The sequence below is a fragment of the Streptomyces sp. NPDC007346 genome (assembly GCF_040703535.1).
Lineage (GTDB): Bacteria > Actinomycetota > Actinomycetes > Streptomycetales > Streptomycetaceae > Streptomyces.
The window spans coordinates 129,056-148,343 of sequence record NZ_JBEYKR010000001.1; the positions used below are offsets into that span (position 1 = coordinate 129,056).

Annotated in this window: 17 protein-coding genes; 8 read left to right on the forward strand and 9 right to left on the reverse strand. The window is 71.1% G+C overall.

Features of this window, described 5'->3' with window-relative positions; genetic code table 11:
• Window positions 1–44: 44 nt before the first annotated feature.
• Window positions 45–695: a DsbA family protein gene (locus AB0917_RS00470; protein WP_366817203.1), complete on the forward strand. Its 651-nt coding sequence runs from the start codon at window positions 45–47 to the stop codon at window positions 693–695.
• 80 nt (window positions 696–775) lie between these two features.
• Complete coding sequence (locus AB0917_RS00475) at window positions 776–1,123, forward strand: VOC family protein (protein WP_366817204.1); 348 nt, start codon at window positions 776–778, stop codon at window positions 1,121–1,123.
• 128 nt (window positions 1,124–1,251) lie between these two features.
• Here AB0917_RS00475 and AB0917_RS00480 read toward each other — a convergent pair whose 3' ends face one another.
• Both AB0917_RS00480 and AB0917_RS00485 read right to left on the reverse strand, forming a co-directional pair.
• The gene (locus AB0917_RS00480; protein WP_366817205.1) at window positions 1,252–1,773 is read right to left on the reverse strand and encodes a GNAT family N-acetyltransferase; all 522 of its coding nucleotides are present in this window, start codon (window positions 1,771–1,773) and stop codon (window positions 1,252–1,254) included.
• Window positions 1,774–1,979: 206 nt separating this feature from the next.
• A complete protein-coding gene (locus AB0917_RS00485; protein ID WP_366817206.1) occupies window positions 1,980–2,891 on the reverse strand; it encodes an NAD(P)-binding domain-containing protein in 912 nt (303 codons plus the stop codon).
• Window positions 2,892–2,950: 59 nt separating this feature from the next.
• On the opposite strand from AB0917_RS00485, the gene AB0917_RS00490 reads away from it, so the two are divergent.
• On the forward strand, window positions 2,951–3,364 hold the full coding sequence (locus tag AB0917_RS00490) for a MerR family transcriptional regulator (RefSeq protein ID WP_366817207.1): 414 nt from the start codon (window positions 2,951–2,953) through the stop codon (window positions 3,362–3,364).
• Window positions 3,365–3,578: 214 nt separating this feature from the next.
• Here the strand turns inward: AB0917_RS00490 and AB0917_RS00495 are convergent, their stop codons facing one another.
• Window positions 3,579–3,980 (reverse strand): ATP-binding protein, encoded by a 402-nt coding sequence (locus AB0917_RS00495; RefSeq protein WP_366817208.1) that lies wholly within the window; start codon window positions 3,978–3,980, stop codon window positions 3,579–3,581.
• 208 nt (window positions 3,981–4,188) lie between these two features.
• Here AB0917_RS00495 and AB0917_RS00500 point away from each other — a divergent pair, with 208 nt between their 5' ends.
• A complete protein-coding gene (locus AB0917_RS00500) occupies window positions 4,189–5,067 on the forward strand; it encodes a helix-turn-helix transcriptional regulator (RefSeq protein WP_366817209.1) in 879 nt (292 codons plus the stop codon).
• Window positions 5,064–5,270: a DUF397 domain-containing protein gene (locus tag AB0917_RS00505; protein WP_366817210.1), complete on the forward strand. Its 207-nt coding sequence runs from the start codon at window positions 5,064–5,066 to the stop codon at window positions 5,268–5,270. The genes AB0917_RS00500 and AB0917_RS00505 overlap by 4 nt, the downstream gene beginning before the upstream one ends.
• 188 nt (window positions 5,271–5,458) lie before the next feature.
• Here AB0917_RS00505 and AB0917_RS00510 read toward each other — a convergent pair whose 3' ends face one another.
• Window positions 5,459–6,721: a lectin gene (locus tag AB0917_RS00510; protein WP_366817211.1), complete on the reverse strand. Its 1,263-nt coding sequence runs from the start codon at window positions 6,719–6,721 to the stop codon at window positions 5,459–5,461.
• 501 nt (window positions 6,722–7,222) lie between these two features.
• Complete coding sequence (locus tag AB0917_RS00515; protein WP_366817212.1) at window positions 7,223–7,864, reverse strand: superoxide dismutase; 642 nt, start codon at window positions 7,862–7,864, stop codon at window positions 7,223–7,225.
• A gap of 453 nt (window positions 7,865–8,317) precedes the next feature.
• On the opposite strand from AB0917_RS00515, the gene tkt reads away from it, so the two are divergent.
• The gene (gene tkt / locus AB0917_RS00520) at window positions 8,318–10,579 is read left to right on the forward strand and encodes a transketolase (protein ID WP_366817213.1); all 2,262 of its coding nucleotides are present in this window, start codon (window positions 8,318–8,320) and stop codon (window positions 10,577–10,579) included.
• An 85-nt stretch (window positions 10,580–10,664) separates the two neighbouring features.
• Entirely contained in the window at window positions 10,665–11,336 is a 672-nt protein-coding gene (locus AB0917_RS00525; protein ID WP_366817214.1) for a DNA starvation/stationary phase protection protein, read from the forward strand.
• Between the two features lie 162 nt (window positions 11,337–11,498).
• Here the strand turns inward: AB0917_RS00525 and AB0917_RS00530 are convergent, their stop codons facing one another.
• From AB0917_RS00530 to AB0917_RS00540, 3 genes are all read right to left on the reverse strand, one after another.
• Entirely contained in the window at window positions 11,499–13,622 is a 2,124-nt protein-coding gene (locus tag AB0917_RS00530; RefSeq protein WP_366817215.1) for a hypothetical protein, read from the reverse strand.
• Window positions 13,623–13,910: 288 nt separating this feature from the next.
• Window positions 13,911–15,395, reverse strand: a complete 1,485-nt coding sequence (locus AB0917_RS00535) for an amino acid permease (RefSeq protein ID WP_366817216.1) — start codon at window positions 15,393–15,395, stop codon at window positions 13,911–13,913.
• Between the two features lie 174 nt (window positions 15,396–15,569).
• Window positions 15,570–17,030 carry an amino acid permease gene (locus tag AB0917_RS00540; protein ID WP_366817217.1) on the reverse strand — a complete coding sequence of 487 codons (1,461 nt, stop codon included), beginning with the start codon at window positions 17,028–17,030 and terminating at the stop codon, window positions 15,570–15,572.
• Window positions 17,031–17,288: 258 nt separating this feature from the next.
• Here AB0917_RS00540 and AB0917_RS00545 point away from each other — a divergent pair, with 258 nt between their 5' ends.
• Complete coding sequence (locus AB0917_RS00545) at window positions 17,289–17,882, forward strand: biotin transporter BioY (RefSeq protein WP_366817218.1); 594 nt, start codon at window positions 17,289–17,291, stop codon at window positions 17,880–17,882.
• A gap of 15 nt (window positions 17,883–17,897) precedes the next feature.
• On the opposite strand, the gene AB0917_RS00550 is transcribed toward AB0917_RS00545, so the two are convergent.
• The gene (locus AB0917_RS00550) at window positions 17,898–19,241 is read right to left on the reverse strand and encodes an FAD-dependent oxidoreductase (protein WP_366817220.1); all 1,344 of its coding nucleotides are present in this window, start codon (window positions 19,239–19,241) and stop codon (window positions 17,898–17,900) included.
• Window positions 19,242–19,288 lie beyond the last annotated feature (47 nt).

A 19,288-nucleotide genomic window follows, 5' to 3' on the forward strand; every position in this document is an offset into this window, starting at 1 on the left:
GTGTTCTGGACCACAGCAGCAACTGGCCTTTCCTGAGGAGAGAGATGTCCCAGAACACCCCCGCGAACGGCAAGACCCCGGCCGACTTCTGGTTCGACCCGCTCTGCCCGTGGGCGTGGATGACCTCCCGCTGGATCCTCGAGGTCGAGAAGGTCCGCGACATCGAGGTCCGCTGGCACGTGATGAGCCTGGCCGTCCTGAACGAGGACAAGCTGGACGAACTGCCCGAGGAGTACCGCGACCTGCTGGAGAACAAGGCGTGGGGCCCGGTACGGGTCGTCGTCGCCGCCCAGCAGCTCCACGGCGACGACGTCGTCGGCCCCCTCTACACGGCCCTCGGCACTCGCATCCACAACAACGGCGAGGGCCCCACCCTCGAGGCCGTCGCCGGCGCCCTGAAGGACGTCGGCCTGCCCGAGGACCTGTTGGAGTACGCGGACAAGGACACGTACGACACGCAGCTGCGCGCCTCCCACAAGGAGGGCATCGACAAGGTCGGCCAGGAGGTCGGCACCCCCGTCATCGCCGTGCCCGGCGCGGACGGCGAGCAGGTCGCCTTCTTCGGCCCCGTCGTCACCCCCGCCCCCAAGGGCGAGGACGCGGCGAAGCTCTGGGACGGCACGCTGCTGGTCGCCTCCATCCCGGGGTTCTACGAGATCAAGCGGACCCGCACGCAGGGCCCGATCTTCGACTGAGGCTCCTTTCGGCGGCCGCGGGCCGGGGGTACGCGCGTGCTCCCGGCCCGTTGTCAGTGGCGGGTCGTACGGTGACAGGCATGCGAATCGCAGCTGAGATGGTCACGATCGACTGCACCGACGCCCGCGCGCTCGCCGCCTGGTGGGCCGAGGCCCTGGGCGTCCAGGTGGCACAGGATCACGAGGGTGAGTTCGTCATCCTCGCCACGACACCGATGGTGCTCGGCTTCCAACGGGTGCCCGAATCCAAGGTGACCAAGAACCGGGTGCACGTCGACTTCTCCTCGCCCGACCGCCCGGCCGACGTGGAGCGCCTGGTGAAGCTGGGCGCGACGGTGATCGGCGAGTACACGGAGCCGGGGGCGTGGACCACCCTCCAGGACCCGGAGGGCAACGAGTTCTGTCTGGGAGACGCCGGGATGCACTAGGCGGGCGTGTCCGGGGAGGACGTGCCCGGCGGTTCGGGGGCGGGCGCTCCTTATGCGGGAGTGTCCGGGGGGTCCGGGCCGGGCGCTCCTTGAGCGGGAGTGTCCGGTGGTTCCGGGCCGGGCGCTCCCTAGGCGCGCGGGTCAGGTGTCGCAGCCGTGTCGGTCCAGTCGGTCTCGAAGTACCTGACCCGGTCGTCCTCTCCGACCGCCCGCATCCCGGCCGCCATCATGACGCGCTGGGACGCGATGTTGTCGTGGTCGGCGTCGCCCTTCACCCGGGCGGCGCCGTGCGACCGCGCGAAGAGCAGCAGTCCGCGCAGGGCTTCGGACGCGTACCCCTGGCCCTGCGCCGACGGGACGATGCCGTAGCCGATCGTCACGCTGCCGTGCTCGTCCGGGGGGCTGTGGAAGCCCAGACCGCCGATCGCCAGGCCGTCCTCGCGGCGACGGATCTCATAGTTGCCGAACGGCTGGGGGTCCCCGGTGTCCGCGCAGGTGTTCAGCAGGCGCGTGGCGGCGACCACGTCCCCGTCGGTGGGGTACCCGGGCGCCCACCGGTCTTCGCCGGGCGACTCGCCCGCCACCAGCCGCCCAGCTTCGTCAACGGTCATCGGATGCAGCACGAGCCGCGCTGTCACGAGATCTCCCATACGGCGAGGAGTACCACGCGGAGCGACGGGACGGCACGTGGATTGCCGGTCGGGGAGGTGGGGCGGGGGCAGGGCCAGGGCGCGCCGGGCGGGCCCGAGGGCCACGGTGGACGCCCCGCTCACCGATCTGACCGACGCCCTGACCTCGGCCCGCGCCCTGCCCCGGTCACCGCCGACCCCGCCCTCTCCGACCCGGCGGCCGGCCTTCAGGTGGCCGAAGCAGCCGCCTTCTTGAAGACCTCGAACACGGCCAGGTAGTTCGAGCCGCCATGGCCGTCGCCGATGGCCTGCGCCGCGATCTCCCGCATCAGCCGGGGCTGCTCGGCGTGCACGCCCTGTTCCACGCAGGTGCGGGCGATGTGGTCCAGGGCGTTCAGGTTCATCTCCAGGGTGCCGAGGTCGCCCGGATAGTGGCCCGCGTCGAGGTCCGGCGCGTGCTCGGCCAGGGTTGAGTTCACCACCGTGGGCAGGAACCAGTTGACCGCGAGATCGGCGAACTCCGCCGTCGGCACACCCGCCGAGCCGGCCAGCGCGGTGGCGTGCAGGAATCCGTTCATGGTCGCGTACATGAGGCCGAGCAGCGCCGCGTTGTGGAGCACGGCCAGCCCGGGGTCGTCGCCGAGGTAGCGGGGGTCGCCCAGGCTCTCCAGCGTGGCCCGGTGGGCGTCGAAGACCTCGCGCGGACCGCTGTAGAGGAAGACGGACCCCGGGTCCCCGACGAGGGGCGGCGGCACCATGATCGCGCCGTCGAGATACCCGGCGCCACGCTCGGCCGCCCATTCGGTTGCCGTGTGCGCTTCTTGAGGCGTGCCGGAGTTGAGGTTGACCAGCGCCCGGCCCGACACCGTTCCGGCCGCGGGATCGAGCACCTCATACAGCGACGCGTAATCCTTCAGGCATACGAGGGTGAGGGGACTGGCGGTTACGGCATCGGCCACGGACACCCCGAGGCGCGCGCCCCGGGAGACGAGATCGCGGGCCTTCTCGGGAGTGCGGTTCCAGACGGTGGTGGGATGGCCGCTCCGCAGCAGGGTTCCGGCGAGAGCGAGCCCCATGGGGCCGAGTCCGATGACGGTAACGGGTGGGAGCGACAGCTGAGTTGATGGCTGATGTGTCATGCGGAATAGACTGCTGTCTCACATCGGTGTGAGAGTCAACCCAACGTGGTGGTCGTCATATGCTCATGGGGGAGTTCGCCCGGCGGACCGGCGTCAGCCAGCGTCTGTTGCGCTACTACGAGGAGCAGGGCCTGCTCCGGCCGGCTCGCCGCCCCAGCGGCTACCGCGAGTACGAGGAAGCGGACGTCGTCACCGTACGGAGCATCCGCATGTTGCTGGCCGCAGGCCTCAACACCGTCACCATCGCTGAACTACTGCCCTGCATGGTCGACGAGGACCGCATCCAGGAACCGGCCTGCTCCAGCGCCCTCCCCTACCTGGACCGCGAACGGGCCCGCATCGACGAGGCCGTCGCCGGCCTTCTCGCCGCCCGAGACCGGCTGGACGCACTGATCGAAGGCACAGCGGCGGCGGGGGTGACCGACGAGGAGGCGTGCGCGGTGGCATCCGGGGGAGCGCAGGGGCCCGCCTGAGCAAAGAGCACGTGGCGATCAACCGGTCTCGTACGCGCCCCGTCCGGATCTCCCCGCAGGCCGTCCCTGGCGATCAGGCACGGGGCGTACCCGGCGGCCTTGAGGGCGGAAGCGACTGCCCGGCCGACCACGGGGTCGGCCTCGATACGTACCAGTTCGGCGAAGGGCCGGGGCGGGGGACGGGCAGGTGCGTGCGCGTGGGGTGGAGGGCCCTTCACAGGGGAGCGTTGCCGGTGGGCAGTTGAGCCCAAACGGTCTTTCCGGGGTTGCGCGGTCGCACGCCCCACCGCTCGGCGAGCGCGTCGACGATGAGGAGGCCTCGGCCCGACGTGTCGTCGTCGGTGGGCTTGCGGAGTTCCGGCATCAGCCACTGGTAGGAGTCGGCGACCTCCAGGATCAGCACGCCGCTTCGGCGCCGTAACCCCAACTCGAAGTAGTCGCCGGTGCCCTTGGCGTGGGTGATGACGTTGGTGGCCAACTCGCTGGCGATCAGCGACGCGTCGTCCACCAGGCCGCCGAGCTTCCACCCGACCAGGACCGTTCTGACGTGCCGCCGAGCGGCGGGAATGGAGTCCCTGCGGACCCGGAACCTCTTGCTGTCTGTGCGCCCGGACATGTGTCCCCCAAGGTCGTGGGCAGGCGGAACCATGATCACCAGACGTGCCAGAATCGGCACTTGGTGTGACGCAATCCACGGTAGAGCGAGAAGCTGGCATGGTGCAATCGAACGATATCGAGAAGTTGCATCTCACTGAAAAGGCAACCGTCTGGCGCTTACCGCCCGTTGGCGTGCAGACTGGTCACGGACAGTAAGAGGAGGGGACATGCCCGCAGGTGGACGCCCTACCGTGCGCAGTAGGCGGTTGGGATCCGAACTCAGGCGCTACCGCGAGGCAGCCAGGCTCGACCAGATGCACGCTGCGGAGCACATCGCGGGTTCCAAGGCGAAGATCAGCAGGATCGAGGCTGGGCAGGTGTCAGCGCGCCCTGGGGATGTGCGCCTGCTGCTGGAGCTCTACGGAGTGGAGGACAAGGCTGTCTACGAGCGCTTGGAGCAGCTTGCGCGGGACTCCAACAAGCGTGGCTGGTGGCTGGATTACGAGTGGGCTGCGAAGCCGGAGTACGCGGACGTCATCACGCTCGAATCCGACGCCACGTACATCCGCACCTGGCAGCCGCTATTTCTTCCGGGACTGTTGCAGACCGACGACTATCTGAGAGCCCTGCTCGCTGCGAGCCTGACCGCCCATGCGTCTGATGCCGTTGACGAGATGGTGGCGATTCGCCGTGTGCGGCGGAAGAAGATCGAAGAGGGCGGAGCTCGGTTCGCCGCTGTCATCTGGGAGCCGGCCCTGACGGCGCCGATGCCCTCGGTGAAGGCGCACCGTGATCAACTTCTCCATATCCTGAACGTGGCGCAGCGTCAGAACGTCAGCGTGCAGGTGCTGCCGGCTTCGGCGTGGCAGGCGGCGCACATGACCTCTCACTTCGTCATGTACCACTTCGCCCCCGAACCGGCGCCCGGTGCGGTCGCCTTCGATGGTACGACCAGCACGGTCATCATCGAGGATCTGGAGGAGATGGCCATGCACGCCCAGATTTTCGAAGCCCTTCGATCAGATGCCCTGACGCCCGCACAAAGTCTCACGTTCCTGCGTGAGTGTCTCGCCAGCCTCCCCGAGTCAGAGAAAGAGCCGACATGACCAGCCAGAAGATCGTCACCGAGTTCAAGAAGTCCAGCGCTTCGCAGGGTGGTCAGCAGGAGTGCGTCGAGGTCGCCCGCACCGCTGACGGCGGCCGGGCCGTGCGGGACAGCAAGAATCCGGCCGGCGGGCTTCAGTTCTTCGGGCCCGGCGACTGGGCCGCGTTCATCGACGGCGTGAAGGCCGGTACTTTCGGCGGCTGAAGTGGTGGGTGGCCCGGCTGCCCGCGACGTCGTCGAAGTGCCCGCCCGGGGCCGCAATGCAGCCTCGGGCGGGCATGTGGTGCGTTGTGTGGGTCAGTCCGTGCGGGGGCGGTGCCGGTCGGCGGGGCAGGAGGTCAGCCGGGTGGTACGGCTCCGCCGGGCGATGCCGCTTTGCCGGGCGCCCGCGCTCAGGCGACCGTCCACTTCTGGTTGGCGGCGCCCGTGCAGGACCACAGTTGGGCGCGGGTGCCGTTGGCGGAGGAGCCGCCGGTGGCGTCCACGCACTTGTCCGCCTGTGGGTTGACGATGTCGCGCGCTCCGGTCACGGTCCACCGCTGGTTCGGGCCGCCGCTGCAGTCCCAGAGTTGGAGCGGTGCTCCGTCCGCAGTGCTGTTGCCGGTCACGTCGAGGCACTTGCCGAGGGCCCGGACGGTGCCGTCGGAGCGTACGTCCCACTGCTGGGCGGCGGTGCCGTTGCAGTCGTAGAGCTGCACGGCGGTCCCGTTGGCGGAGCTGGCGCCCGCCACGTCGAGGCACTTGCCGCCGATGCCCCGGATGGTCTTGTTGCCGGTGGGCGGCGGGGTGGTGCCGCCGTCGGTGGTCACCCGTATGTAGTCCACGACGAGCTGCTGGGGGAACTGCGTGGAGCCGTTGGGGTCGCCGGGCCAGTAGCCGCCGACCGCGAGGTTCAGGATGAGGAAGAAGGGCTTGTTGAAGACCCACTGCCTGCCGCCGAGGTCGGCGGGGGTGCGCGTCTGGTAGACGTTCCCGTCCACGGACCACCTGATGGAGTTGGGGCTCCAGTCGATGGCGAAGGTGTGGAAGGCGTCCGCGAAGGCCGCGCCGCCGGGCAGGGTGTAGCCGGCGCCGATGCCGCCGGAGCCGGAGTAGCCCGGTCCGTGCAGCGTGCCGTGCACGGTGCCCGGCTCGAAGCCGACGTTCTCCATGATGTCGATCTCGCCGCTCTGCGGCCAGCCGACGTTGCCGAAGTCGTTGCCGAGCATCCAGAACGCGGGCCACATGCCCTGGCCGCGGGGGAGCTTCATGCGTGCTTCGATGTGCCCGTACTGGGCGGTGAACTTGCCGGCCGTGTTGAGGCGGGCCGAGGTGTACTCGCACCGCCCGTACCAGCAGTTGTAGTTGGCCGGGTTCTCCCTCTTCGCCGTGATGACGAGGTTGCCCTGGCCGTCGAGCGCGGCGTTGTTGGTGCCCGAGGTGTAGTACTGGCGCTCGTGGTTGTTGACGTTGTCGCCGGCCTCCAGCTGCCACCTGGAGGTGTTGACGCCGGAGCCGGCCGGGCCGTCGAAGTTCTCCTCGAAGACCACGGCGGTGGTGGTGATGGGAGCCGGGGCGGGGGCGGCCTGCACGGCGGTCGGGGTGAGGGCGGCGAGGCCGAGGCAGGCGGCCGCCGTCAGCCAGATGAGGGGTCTGTGGCGCCAGGACGTGCGCACGGGGTGATCACATCTCTTTCGTGTGGGGAGAGAAGTGGCGTGTCCATGATCAGTGTCGAGGTGCAGATGACCGTGAGAGGACACGAAGTGAAGTGATGTGGTGATCGTGAGGGCGTGCTGTGTTCAACAGTTGGCGATAGTGATTTAAGAAGCACGCCACGGGCCCGTCAAGGCGTTCGTCTGGACCAATTTTCTTGAACGCGGGCCGACTTGGTGTTCCGCCGGGCCCGGTGGGGGTGGCCTCGGGGGCGATGGCGCAGCTCCGGGCGGGTGCGGCGGGAGTCTCTCGCGGGAGGGCATGGGAAAGCCCCCGCGAGTCACGTCCTCGCGGGGGCTTGCCGTTCATCCGCCTGCCGAAGTGAAGGTTGAGAAGACGATCACGAGGCAGGACGTGCTGTCCGCCGTGGCGGAATCGGGAGCCGGAATCAGGAACCGGAATCAGGAACCGGGGTCAGGAGCCGGAGTCAGGAGCCGGGTCAGGAACCGGAATCGGGAGCCGGGTCAGGGGGCGAGCAGCAGTACGTCCGCGCGCTCCTTGGCGGCGGCGTAACGCTTCGCCACGTCCTGCCAGTTGACGACCCGCCACATCGCCTCGATGAAGTCCACCTTCTGGTTCTTGTACTGAAGGTAGAAGGCGTGCTCCCAGGCGTCGAAGACCAGGATCGGGACCGAGCCCTGGCCGACGTTGCCCTGGTGGTCGTAGACCTGCTCGACGATGAGCTTGTCGCTGACGGGCTCGTACGCGAGCACGCCCCAGCCGGAGCCCTGCGTGGTGGCCGCGGCCTTCGTCAGCTGGGACTTGAAGCCGGCGTAGGAGCCGAAGGACTCGGTGATCGCGTCGGCGAGGTCGCCCACGCCGTCCGCCGCGAGCGGCTCGCCGCCGCCGTCACCGGTCATGTTGTGCCAGTAGATCGAGTGCAGGATGTGGCCGGAGAGGTGGAACGCGAGGTTCTTCTGGAGGCCGTTGATCGCTCCCCAGGCCTCCTTGTCGCGAGCCTCTTCCAGCTGCTCCAGGGTGTCGTTCGCTCCCTTGACGTAGGCGGCGTGGTGCTTGTCGTGGTGCAGCTCGATGATCTGCGGATTGATGACCGGTTCGAGCGCCGCGTAGTCGTACGGGAGTTCCGGGAGCGTGTACGTGGCCATGATGCGAGCCCTCCGACTGCTGGGAATGCCGTCCAGTTGTTATTGCAATCTATATGCAAGAGCAGGCTAACAGCAGGAGGGCTGGTGAAGTGATCAGCCCTTCGGCCTAGGGCTCGGGGCGGGGAGGGTGGAGAGCGGAGGGGGTGGAGGGGAGCGGAGGGGAGTGAGGGTGGCGGGCCCGTCCGGCGCGGATGGGTGAGTCTCGCTCTCGTCGGGTGTCCTATTATCTGCCTTTTTCTTGCTATAAAGGCGCTCTGTCTCCACGGCCGCCTCCCGCCTGCCCCTCTCCCCGCGGGCGCCCATGTTTGGACGCCGCTTCCCGGGGGACCCGCGATACGGCCGAGCGGTCCGCGCGGTGGCGGCCGGGTCGCCCGGGGCCCGCCGAGCCTGCTTCCGCGCCGGGCGCGCGTGCGCCGCGCGCACCACCCCCGCCGCACCGACCAGGAGGACTTGATGCCATCCCCGAACGCCCCCGACGCCTCGAACACCTCCCGGAGCGACGCCTCCCAGGACTCCGGCGCCGCCCACCCCCGTGACCCGAAGCTGGCCCCGCCGGTCGCGGACGCCGCGGGCTGGGGCCCGCTCGACGTCCGCGCCGTCGACACCGTGCGGCTGCTGGCCGCCGACGCGGTGCAGAAGGCGGGCCACGGCCACCCGGGCACCGCCATGAGCCTGGCGCCCCTGGCGTACCTGCTCTTCCAGCAGGTCATGCGCCACGACCCGGCCGACGACCAGTGGCTCGGGCGGGACCGCTTCGTGCTCTCCTGCGGGCACTCCAGCCTCACCCTCTACATCCAGCTGTACCTGAGCGGGTACGGCATGGAGCTGGAGGACCTGAAGGCGCTGCGCACCTGGGGCTCCAGCACCCCCGGCCACCCGGAGTACCGCCACACCCGGGGCGTCGAGATCACCACCGGACCGCTGGGCCAGGGGCTCGCCTCCGCCGTCGGCATGGCCATGGCGGCCCGCCGCGAGCGCGGCCTCCTCGACCCGGACGCGCCCGCCGGCGCCAGCCCCTTCGACCACCACGTGTACGTCGTCGCCTCCGACGGCGACCTGATGGAAGGCGTGACGTCCGAGGCCAGTTCACTCGCCGGTCACCAGGAGCTGGGCAACCTCGTCGTCTTCTACGACTCCAACCACATCTCCATCGAGGACGACACCGACATCGCCTTCAGCGAGGACGTGACCGCCCGCTACGCCTCGTACGGCTGGCACGTCCAGACGGTCGACTTCACCCGCACCGGCGACTACGTGGAGGACGTCGACGCCCTGCTCGCCGCCGTCGAAGCCGCGAAGAACGAGCGCGGCCGCCCCTCCCTGATCCTGCTGCGCACGATCATCGGCTGGCCCGCGCCCACCAAGCAGAACACCGGCAAGGCCCACGGCTCCGCCCTCGGCGACGACGAGGTGGCCGCCACCAAGAAGCTGCTCGGCTTCGACCCGGACGCCGACTTCACCGTCGAGGACGACGTACGGGAACACGCCCGTGCCGTACGGGAGCGGGGCGCCGAGGCCCACCGTGCCTGGGAGCCCCGCTACCAGGAGTGGCGCTCCGCCAACCCCGAGCGCGCCGCCCTGCTCGACCGGCTGCTGGAACAGAAGCTTCCCGACGGCTGGACCGACAGCCTCCCCGTCTTCGACGCCGACCCCAAGGGCATCGCCACCCGCAAGGCCTCCGGCGAGGTGCTGACGGCGCTGGCGCCGGTGCTGCCCGAGCTGTGGGGCGGCTCGGCCGACCTCGCGGGCAGCAACAACACCACCATGGACGGCGAGCCGTCCTTCGTACCGGAGTCCAGGCAGACCGGCGAGTTCCCCGGCGAGCCGTACGGCCGTACGCTCCACTTCGGTGTCCGCGAGCACGCCATGGGCGCCATCCTCAACGGCATCGCGCTCCAGAGCCTCACCCGCCCCTACGGCGGTACGTTCCTGATCTTCAGCGACTACATGCGCCCGGCCGTCCGCCTCGCCGCCCTGATGCGGCTCCCGGTCACCTACGTCTGGACCCACGACTCCATCGGCCTCGGCGAGGACGGCCCCACCCACCAGCCCGTCGAGCACCTGGCCGCACTCCGCGCGATCCCCGGCCTCGACGTCGTACGGCCCGCCGACGCGAACGAGACCTCCGTCTGCTGGCGCACCGTCCTGGAGCACCCCGACCGGCCCGCCGGCCTCGCCCTGACCCGGCAGCCGCTGCCCGTCCTGGAGCGGGGGGAGAGCGCGTACGCCCCCGCCGAGCAGGCCGCCCGAGGCGGTTACGTACTCGCCGACAGCCGGAACGGCACCCCGGACGTCATCCTCATCGGCACCGGGTCCGAGGTCCACATCGCCCTGGAGGCCCGCGAGTTGCTGGCCGCCGAGGGGCACGACGCGCGGGTGGTCTCCATGCCCTGCCGTGAGTGGTTCGCCGACCAGCCCTATCCGTACCAGGACGAGGTGCTGCCGCCCGCCGTACGGGCCCGGGTCAGCGTCGAGGCCGCCGTGGCCCAGGGCTGGCGGGACATCGTGGGCGACGCGGGCCGCATGGTCAGCCTGGAGCACTTCGGCGCGTCGGCCGACTACGAGCGCCTGTACGAGGAGTTCGGCCTCACGCCCCGCGCGGTGGCCGACGCGGCCCTGGCCAGCATCCGCACGGCCGCCGACGGCTCCGTACGGCCCGGCGGCGAGCGCCCCGGCGCCACCCCGACCGAGGGCGGCACCGGCGACGTCGGCTAGACCGCACTCCCCGTGACCGAGGGCGGCACCGGCGACGCCGCCCTCCCCCCCACCACCACCGTCGCCCCCCACGAAGAGGAGCCCCATGTCCCCCGCACGCACCCCCCGCTACACCGTCCCCGGCCTCGGCGTCGACGAGGGCCGACAGGTCATCGACCTCCTGACGCTGCGCCTGCACGCGCTCAACGACCTCGCCCTGACCCTGAAGCACATCCACTGGAACGTGGTCGGGCCGCACTTCATCGCCGTCCACGAGATGCTCGACCCGCAGACCGCCGCCGTACGGGAGATGGCCGACGCGGCAGCCGAGCGCATCTCGGCCCTGGGCGGCGAGCCGCAGGGCACGCCCGGCGCCCTGGTCAAGGAGCGGACCTGGGACGACTACAGCGTCGGCCGCGCCGACGCCATCGCCCACCTCGGCGCCCTGGACCTGGTCTACACAGGGATCATCGAGGGCCACCGCGAGGCGGTCGAGAAGACCGGCGAGATCGACCCCGTCACCGAGGACCTGCTCATCGAGCACCTGCGCGGCCTGGAACAGTTCCAGTGGTTCGTCCGCGCCCACCTGGAGAGCAGCTCCGGGACCCTGTCGAACGCCGGTGAGGACACCGAGGAGGGGGCGGCCGAAGCCGCGTCCCCGAAGCGCGCGGCCGCCAAGCGGACCCCGGCGAAGAAGACGGCGCTGCCCGCCCCCGCCAAGAAGACGGCGGCCAAGAAGACCGCCAAGAAGACGGCGAGCAGGCGCACCACACGCTGAGAGGGAGCGGTGAGGGGCGGCGGGCCGGCGTTCACCACCGACCCGGGGAGCCCCCGCCGGGCCGACCCGGGGAGCCCCCGCCGGGCCGACCCGGGGAGCCCCCGCCGGGGCGGAACGGGCTCCGGCCCGCCGCCCCGGGTTCCCTCCACAGCGCAGGACGAGTCAGGAGGCGGGCTCGTAGCCGGGGCCGGCGGTGAGCAGGGTGACCTCGGTCCCCCCGGCGCTCCGGCACAGCATCAGCACGCTCTCCCTCACCGCATCGACCAGCAGGTCCCGGGTGCCTGCGCACGCGCCGCGGGCCACCGTGGTCCGGCCGGTGTGTTTCGCGGCGTACAGGCCCGAGCTGATCCTCTCGTGGGTGAAGGTGACCACGGTCCCCTGCTCCGTGACGGCGAGGCCGTTCTCGGTGTACTGCTTCTGCGCGTCGAGGAAGGCCACCGCTGACAGCGGTTCGCCGTCCGGTGCGGCGTACCGCACGGCCTTGCCCTCCGGATCGTCCTTGCGCTCGTAGAACAACGCGCGCAGCTCGCCGTCCTCCAGGTAGAACCAGTCCTGCCCCCAGGGCGCCTTCTCGTGCGGGAACATCGCCCCGGCGCCGGCCGGCAGCGTGACGGCGGGCTCCGGCGGCTCCACCGGCATCGTTCCCCCCATGTCCAGTCTGATCAACTGCTGGACCGGAGCCTTTCCCTTGTCCTGCTTGCCTTCCGTCCGGCACTCCCCGACGATCCAGGCATCGGAGTACCCGTTCCACAGGGCGCTGAAGACGGGCAGTTGGTACCGGTCGTGCGCTCTGCCGGCGCATCCCAGCGAAGGCAGAGCCCGGTGGGTGAGCGGAAGAGGAGCACCGCCGTCGGGAAGCCGGGCGGGCTGTGCCAGCTCGAACACCGTGGGCTGAGTGCAGCCGGACTGGAGGAGGTAGGGGCCCCATTTCCTCGGCGAGTAGTCCACCAGGTACTGGCACGCCCCTGGGTACAGCCCCTCGGGCTGCTCGCTGAGGCCCGCGAGCGAGGCGTCCCGGCGGTAGACCGCCGCCAGCCCGTTCTGCCCGCTGAGGTAGGCGACCTCGTCCAGCCCGCCCGCCCAGAGGTAGTTGCTGTTGCTGCTCCCGAGCGCCAGCAGCAGCTGTCCTTCCGCCTCCGGGCGGGACCCGGTGCCTCCGGGGCCCTCGCCGGATCCGGTGGAAGGGGAGAAGGGGGCCGAGGCGGGGATCAGGCGCCAGGGGGTCCACGCGTGTGTGGAGCGCCACTTCTCGCGGTCCCTGATCGCACCCGGCCACGTGAACTCTCTCGTGCCCTGGACCCGCCCCGTGACGGAGTCGAGCGAGACGACCACGTCGGGATCGACGACGACCAGCACGTCGCACCGCTCACCGACACCGACCTGACCCAGGCGCACATCGCCCTCGGCATGCACGGTGTAGCGCCAGCGTTCGCTGCCGTCGGCGGCGTCCAGGCCGATGACCGCATCGCCCCCGGCCACCTTCTCGACGGTGACCAGGGTGCTTTGGACCGGCCAGTCGGGAGGGAGATCGTTGACGTTCTCGTACGCGCTCGCCTCTCTCCTCTCCGGGCACACACTCAGTTCCGCCGGGCCGGACAGGGACTTCTGCCAGGCCACCTTGCCCACCTCGATCTCTTCCATTCGGGGCATCCCGAAGGCATTGACCTCCATGTCGGTGGTGAAGGGCTTCTTTCCTTCCGCCAGAGGCTCGGAGGTGGCGTTGAACAGCGGCTCCTCCTCTTCCTCGGCAGCGGCGGCGGCAGCGGCCACGTCCCGGATGCGCTCCGCACCGAGGCCCGCGCCCGCGCCGAGCAGCCCGCCGACGAGCGCTCCGGCGAGCGCGCACACGGTGAGCGTCCGGACCCGGCGACGCAGCAGCTCCGGTGCGTGGGCGTGGCCGATCCACGGACGGCGCCGCCGGACCAGCGGCAGGCAGAACAGCACCGCGAGGCCGCAGACCAGAGCCGCCGCGAGGGGAGCGGCCGGGCGCACGTCGCCGCCGGAACCGGAGGCCGGGCCCGACGCGGTGAGGAAGGCCAGGGCGCCCAGCAGCGAGGCGGCGGCCAGGGGGAGCAGGGCCCAGGCGGCACTGCGACGGGTACCGGCGCCCACGAGGAGCACCAGCCCCGCACCCAGCACCGGAACGGTGACCCACCACGGGGTGCTGCCCAGGTCGTCGACCAGCGTGTCGGGCCAGGGCGGGAAGGCCGCGAGGAGGATGAGGGCGAGGACACAGCCGAGCACTGCGGGCAGCCACCGGCCGGCTAGGAGGGGAGCGCCGCCCACGGTGCCGGGATCTGCCGGATCTCCCGGCCTACCCGGCTTTCCCGGACCTCCCGGCTTACCCGGATCTCCGGGCTTTCCCGGATCTCCTGCGGTGGCGCAACTTTCCTTCTCTTCGCCCGAGTTCAACGCTTCCCCCTCGATCGCACCCTGATCGAACACCCTAGCGTCGACCATCCGCGGCTCCCGGGCCCCGGGGAGGGCCGGGCCGTACGGGGTGGGCGTACGCGTCGGCGGTGTGCTCGGGGCGCCCGGAGAGAGCCGCCGCCCGGTCACAGCGACGAGGAGCGCCTACTTCCGTTGCGCCGGGACCTCCGCCACGCCGTCCCCCTGGTGCCCCTGACGACCCTGGCGCCGCTGACGTACGACCCCGATGCCGATCAGCACCACCGTCAGCGCACCCGTGGCCAGCAACTGGTCGCGGGTGTCCGGCTGGCGCAGCATCAGCAGGAAGATGGCCACCATGCCTGCCAGGGCGACGATCGTGAGGACCGGGAAGAGCCACATCCGTACGACCAGCGTCTCCGGCGCCTCGCGCTCGGTGCGGCTGCGCAGGATCAGCTGCGAGACGGCGATGAAGATCCACACCACCAGGATCACCGCGCCGATCATGTTCAGCAGCCAGGGGAAGACGTCGTCCGGCCGCCAGTAGCTGAGCAGCACGCACAGGAAGCCGAACACCGAGGAGAACAGCACCGCGTTGCGCGGCACCCCGGAGGAGATCCGGCCGAGCCGCGCCGGTCCCTGGCCCCGGGCGACCAGGGACCGGGCCATCCGCGAAGCGCCGTAGATGTTGGCGTTCATCGCGGAGAGCAGGGCGATGAGGATGACCACGTTCATGATCTGCGCGGCGCTGCCGACACCGAGGTGGTCGAGCATCGCGTAGAAGGGGCCGACCTCGGCGACCTTCGGGTTGTCCCAGGGGACCAGGGTGACGATGACGGCCATCGAGCCGATGTAGAAGACCGCGATGCGCCACATCGCCGTACGGACCGCCTTCGCGACGCCCTGCACCGGGTTCTCGGACTCGGCGGCGGCGATGGTGACGGTCTCCAGACCGCCGTACGCGAAGACGGAGGCGAGGAGCCCGATGATGAAGCCGTCCATGCCCTTGGGCAGGAAGCCCCCGTCGCCGGTGAGGTTGGACAGGCCGGGCGCGTTCGTGTCCGGGAGCACGCCGAGGATCGCCAGCAGGCCGAGCACCAGGAACAGGGTGATCGCGATGACCTTCAAGGCGGCGAACCAGAACTCGAACTCACCGAAGTTCTTCACGGCGGCCAGGTTCGTCCCCAGGAAGACCACCATGAACAGGGCCACCCAGGCCCACTCCGGCGTCCCGGGCAGCCAGCCGCTGACGATCTGGGCGGCGCCGATGCCCTCCAGGCCGACGGCGACGCAGAGCAGGAACCAGAAGGACCAGCCCGCGGTGAACCCGGCCCAGGGGCCGATCGCCCGTTCGGCGTGCACGGAGAAGGAGCCGGAGGCCGGGTTGGCGGCCGACATCTCGCCGAGCATGCGCATCACCATCATGACGAGCAGCCCGGACAGCGCGTACGCGACGACGATCGAGGGCCCGGCCGCGGCGATCCCGGCGCCCGAGCCGACGAAGAGCCCGGCGCCGATCACCCCGCCGAGGGCGATCATCGAAAGGTGCCGCTGTTTGAGACCGTGGGTGAGCGCGGAGTCGGCCGTCGCCGTCGCGGGGGTCCCGGGGTGCGTGGGAGTCGCGGAGGCTGCGGAGTCAGCGGCGGGAGGAGGCGAGGAGGCCCGAGGCATGGACGAACTCTGTTCGATAGCTGAGACAGGGGACGGATCCACAGTCTGAGCACCTCACCGCTCACACGGAACAGATGTCCGCTATACGGGCACGAGGCTCACACAAGGTGCACACCCGCCTACCGGCCGACGACAGCCGCACGCCCCTTCATGTTCACGCGGCACCCCTTACGTTCACGCGGCGTCCCTACGTTCCCGCCGCTGACGCCCCACCGCCACCAGCAGCACCAGCGCCGTCGCCCCCGCCGACCACAGCACCTGGGGCCGGGCGTCGGCGTCGGTCAGCATCAGCAGCAGCACCCCCAGCAGCCCGGCCAGCGTCAGCCAGGTCAGATACGGGAAGCACCACATCCGCAGGGCCAGCGCCGCCGGCGCCTCCCGCTCCAGCCGGGCGCGCAGCCGCAGTTGGGAGGCGGCGATCAGCGCCCAGACGAACAGCAGCACCGCGCCGACCGAGTTGAGCATGTAGAGGAACACGGTGTCCGGCCAGAACAGATTGAGCAGTACGGAGACGAAACCGAAGGCCACCGACGCCAGCACGGCCCTCCGGGGAACCCCGCCGCCCGACACCTTCAGCAGCCCGCGCGGCGCCTCGCCCCGCTCCGCCAGCGAGAACACCATCCGCGACGAGCCGTACAGGTTGGCGTTGAGCGCCGAGAGCAGCGCCACGAACACCACGATGCTCATGATCTGCCCGGCCTGCGGCACCCCGATCGAGTCCAGCACCTTCACATACGGGCTCAGCCCGGCCTGCTGGGCGGTCCACGGCAGCACGGTCACGATGACCAGCATCGAACCGACGTAGAAGAAGAGGATGCGCACCACCGCGCTGCGCACCGCGCGCCCCACCGCCCTCGCCGGGTCGTCCGTCTCGGCGGCGGCGATGGTGACGACCTCCAGGCCGCCGAAGGCGAAGACCACGGTCAGGACGCCGGAGACGACCCCGCCCCAGCCGTTCGGCAGGAAACCCCCCTGGCCGGTCAGGTTGGTCATGCCGACCGGGTCGGTGTCCGGGAGCCACCCGAGGACCGCCAGCAGGCCCAGCCCCAGGAAGACCACGATCGCGATGACCTTCAAGGAGGCGAACCAGAACTCGAACTCGCCGAAGTTCTTCACCGCCGTCAGGTTCGCCGCGGTGAACACCACCATGAACAGCAGGACCCACGCCCACGGTTCGACCGCCGGCACCCACCCGTGGGCGATCTGCGCGGCGGCCGTCGCCTCCACGGCGAGGACCACCACCAGCAGGAACCAGTACAGCCAGCCGACGCTGAACCCGGCCCACCGCCCGAGCGCCCGCTCCGCGTGGACGGAGAAGGAGCCGGAGGCGGGCATCGCGGCGGACATCTCGCCGAGCATCCGCATCACCAGCATCGCGAGCGCCCCCGCGATCAGATACGAGACGACGATGGCGGGCCCCGCCACCGCGATCCCGGCACCCGACCCGACGAACAGTCCGGCCCCGATCACCCCGCCGAGCCCGAGCATCGTGAGGTGACGCTGTTTCAGTCCGTGGGCGAGCGGCTCGGCGGGAACCGGAACCGGAAGCGGTACGGGGGCGGCCGGTGCGGTGACGGCCGGTGCGGGGGCGGCCGGCGTGGGGGCGGCCGGCGTGGGGGGTGGAGCCTCGTGCATGGGGTGCGGGTCACTCTCGGGTCATTTATGGGGAACCTACAGTCTGGGGCCGCGGCGCCCTCCGGGCAAAACGGACCAGCTCCCGCCCCACCTCCGTGACGAGTGTCACGCCGAAAGGCGATTGTGCGGGGGTCTTTGTGTGAACTCCACCAACCTGCCAACCGCCGCTTTGTGGGCGGCTGATGGTGATCGGTCGTTCACTGCTGGGCTAACGTCGGCAGCAGTCCCTCCCCACCTGCCCTCACCCGCGGAGTCCCGATGAGCACTGCTGCCGCCCCCGTCCGTTCCGGAGCGGTCCTCGCCGACCTGCTGCCCGCAGTCCGGCACCGCTACGCCGTCGACGCGGCCCTCGTGCTGGGCGGCGCCGCCCTCACCGGCATCGCGGCCCAGATCGCCGTCCCGGTCCCCGGCTCCCCGGTCCCCGTCACCGGCCAGACCTTCGCCGCGCTCCTCATCGGCACCGCGCTCGGCGCCCGCCGGGGCTTCCTCTCCCTGGCGGTGTACGCGCTGGTCGGCATGGCGGGCATGCCGTGGTTCGCGGAGGGCACCTCGGGCTACGCGATGCCGTCCCTCGGCTACATCCTCGGGATGCTGCTCGCCGCCACCGTGGTCGGCGCCCTCGCCCGCCGAGGCGGCGACCGCTCCGTGCTGCGCACGGCGGGCACGATGGTGATCGGCTCCGCGATCATCTACGCCGTCGGCGTGCCCTACCTGGCGCTCGCCACCGGCATGTCCCTGAGCGCCGCCGTCGCGGCCGGTCTGGTCCCGTTCCTGATCGGCGACGCGCTCAAGGCGGCCCTGGCGATGGGCGCCCTGCCCGCCTCCTGGAAGCTCCTGGGCCACCGCGGCTGAGCCGCTGCCGAAGACTCAGGCCCCGTACGGGCCACCGAAGAGGCCCGCCGGGTCGTACTGGGAGACCAGACCGGCGAGCCTCTTCGCCGTCTCCGGCTCATGGAAACCGCCGGTACGGTCCCCGCCGCCGAAGGAGAAGTTCAGCGAACGCCCCACGGCGAGCGGCCCCAGCACCCGCCCCACCTCCCCGTACAGCGCGCGCACCGAGCCCACGTCCGTACCGTCCAGCGGCGACAGCAGCCGCAGCAGGAACCGGGCATCGCGGTACGGCACGGCGCTCGGCGCCCCCTGCTCCGCCGCCAGCGCCCCGCCCAGGTGGTTGAGCTGCACCACCGTCATCATCGGCGCCCGGGGCCCGGCCAGTTCGAAGGCCTGTACGGTCCGCTCCGCGTCCAGCTCCCCGAGCACCGCGCTGTCCCCGTAGTACGCGTGCGGGAACGGCGGGTCGCTGTGGATGGTGTGGCTCTCGGTGTACGGCATCTCCCGCAGCGAGTCCGCCAGGACGGCGGAGCCCGCCGCGCCGCCCCCACCCCTCGGCGCCGCCCCGATCGCCCGCAGCGGCGCCACCAGCCGCTCGCCCTCCTGGACGTCCCCCGTGAACGCCACCCGCACGGAGACCACGTACCGCCCGCGCAGCTCCTCGGGCAGTTGCGGCATGTCCGGGTGGACGAGCGCGGCCAGCGAGGACGTCAGCGTGTCCGGCACGGTCCGCGTCCACTCCAGATAGCCGCGCACCACCTCGGCCGCCCGCTCCCCGGCGAAGGCGATGGCGCCCCCGTAGAGCCGCTCCACCGCCACCAGCCCGATCTCCATACCGGTCACCAGGCCCAGCCGGTGCCCGCCCCCGCGCAGCCCCCAGAAGAGCTCCGGCTCGCGCTCCGGCGTGACCCGGCGCGCGGTGCCGTCGGCGGTCACCACGTCCAGCGAGCGGACGTGGTCGGAGGCGTACCCGAACCCCCGGGCCAGGATCCCGAGCCCGCCGCCCAGCGTGTACGAGACGGCGCCCACGGAGGGGGAGGAGCCGTTGAGCGGGGCGAGCCCGTGCGGGGCCGCCGCCTCGATCACCCGCCCCCAGCTCGCGCCCGCGCCGATCCGGGCGGTGCGGCGGAGCGGGTCGACGGTGACGGAGTCCAGGGCGCGGGTGGCGACGAGGACCCCGCCCTCGACGGGACCGGGGAGGCCGTGGCCGGAGGCGTGCGCGGCGATGTGGAGCCCGCGCCCGCCGGCGTACGCCACGGCCTCCCGTACGTCCTCGGGCGTGGCGGCCTCCACCAGCCGCTCGGGCCGGATCGGGAAGCCGGTCTGGAAGGTGGCGGGCCCGGCGGGCCCTTCGGCTGCGGAATCCCTTGCGGAAGCCATGAGGGGTGCTCTCCTTCGTCGGCGCTCTCGGCGCTCTCGGCGCTCTC

Bases quoted from the DNA above. Each gene is read 5' to 3' on its own strand.
- AB0917_RS00470 (WP_366817203.1), top strand. From the start codon at position 45: ATGTCCCAGAACACCCCCGCGAACGGCAAGACCCCGGCCGACTTCTGG.
- AB0917_RS00475 (WP_366817204.1), top strand. From the start codon at position 776: ATGCGAATCGCAGCTGAGATGGTCACGATCGACTGCACCGACGCCCGC.
- AB0917_RS00480 (WP_366817205.1), bottom strand. From the start codon at position 1,773: ATGGGAGATCTCGTGACAGCGCGGCTCGTGCTGCATCCGATGACCGTT.
- AB0917_RS00485 (WP_366817206.1), bottom strand. From the start codon at position 2,891: ATGACACATCAGCCATCAACTCAGCTGTCGCTCCCACCCGTTACCGTC.
- AB0917_RS00490 (WP_366817207.1), top strand. From the start codon at position 2,951: ATGCTCATGGGGGAGTTCGCCCGGCGGACCGGCGTCAGCCAGCGTCTG.
- AB0917_RS00495 (WP_366817208.1), bottom strand. From the start codon at position 3,980: ATGTCCGGGCGCACAGACAGCAAGAGGTTCCGGGTCCGCAGGGACTCC.
- AB0917_RS00500 (WP_366817209.1), top strand. From the start codon at position 4,189: ATGCCCGCAGGTGGACGCCCTACCGTGCGCAGTAGGCGGTTGGGATCC.
- AB0917_RS00505 (WP_366817210.1), top strand. From the start codon at position 5,064: ATGACCAGCCAGAAGATCGTCACCGAGTTCAAGAAGTCCAGCGCTTCG.
- AB0917_RS00515 (WP_366817212.1), bottom strand. From the start codon at position 7,864: ATGGCCACGTACACGCTCCCGGAACTCCCGTACGACTACGCGGCGCTC.
- tkt (WP_366817213.1), top strand. From the start codon at position 8,318: ATGCCATCCCCGAACGCCCCCGACGCCTCGAACACCTCCCGGAGCGAC.
- AB0917_RS00525 (WP_366817214.1), top strand. From the start codon at position 10,665: ATGTCCCCCGCACGCACCCCCCGCTACACCGTCCCCGGCCTCGGCGTC.
- AB0917_RS00535 (WP_366817216.1), bottom strand. From the start codon at position 15,395: ATGCCTCGGGCCTCCTCGCCTCCTCCCGCCGCTGACTCCGCAGCCTCC.
- AB0917_RS00540 (WP_366817217.1), bottom strand. From the start codon at position 17,030: ATGCACGAGGCTCCACCCCCCACGCCGGCCGCCCCCACGCCGGCCGCC.
- AB0917_RS00545 (WP_366817218.1), top strand. From the start codon at position 17,289: ATGAGCACTGCTGCCGCCCCCGTCCGTTCCGGAGCGGTCCTCGCCGAC.
- AB0917_RS00550 (WP_366817220.1), bottom strand. From the start codon at position 19,241: ATGGCTTCCGCAAGGGATTCCGCAGCCGAAGGGCCCGCCGGGCCCGCC.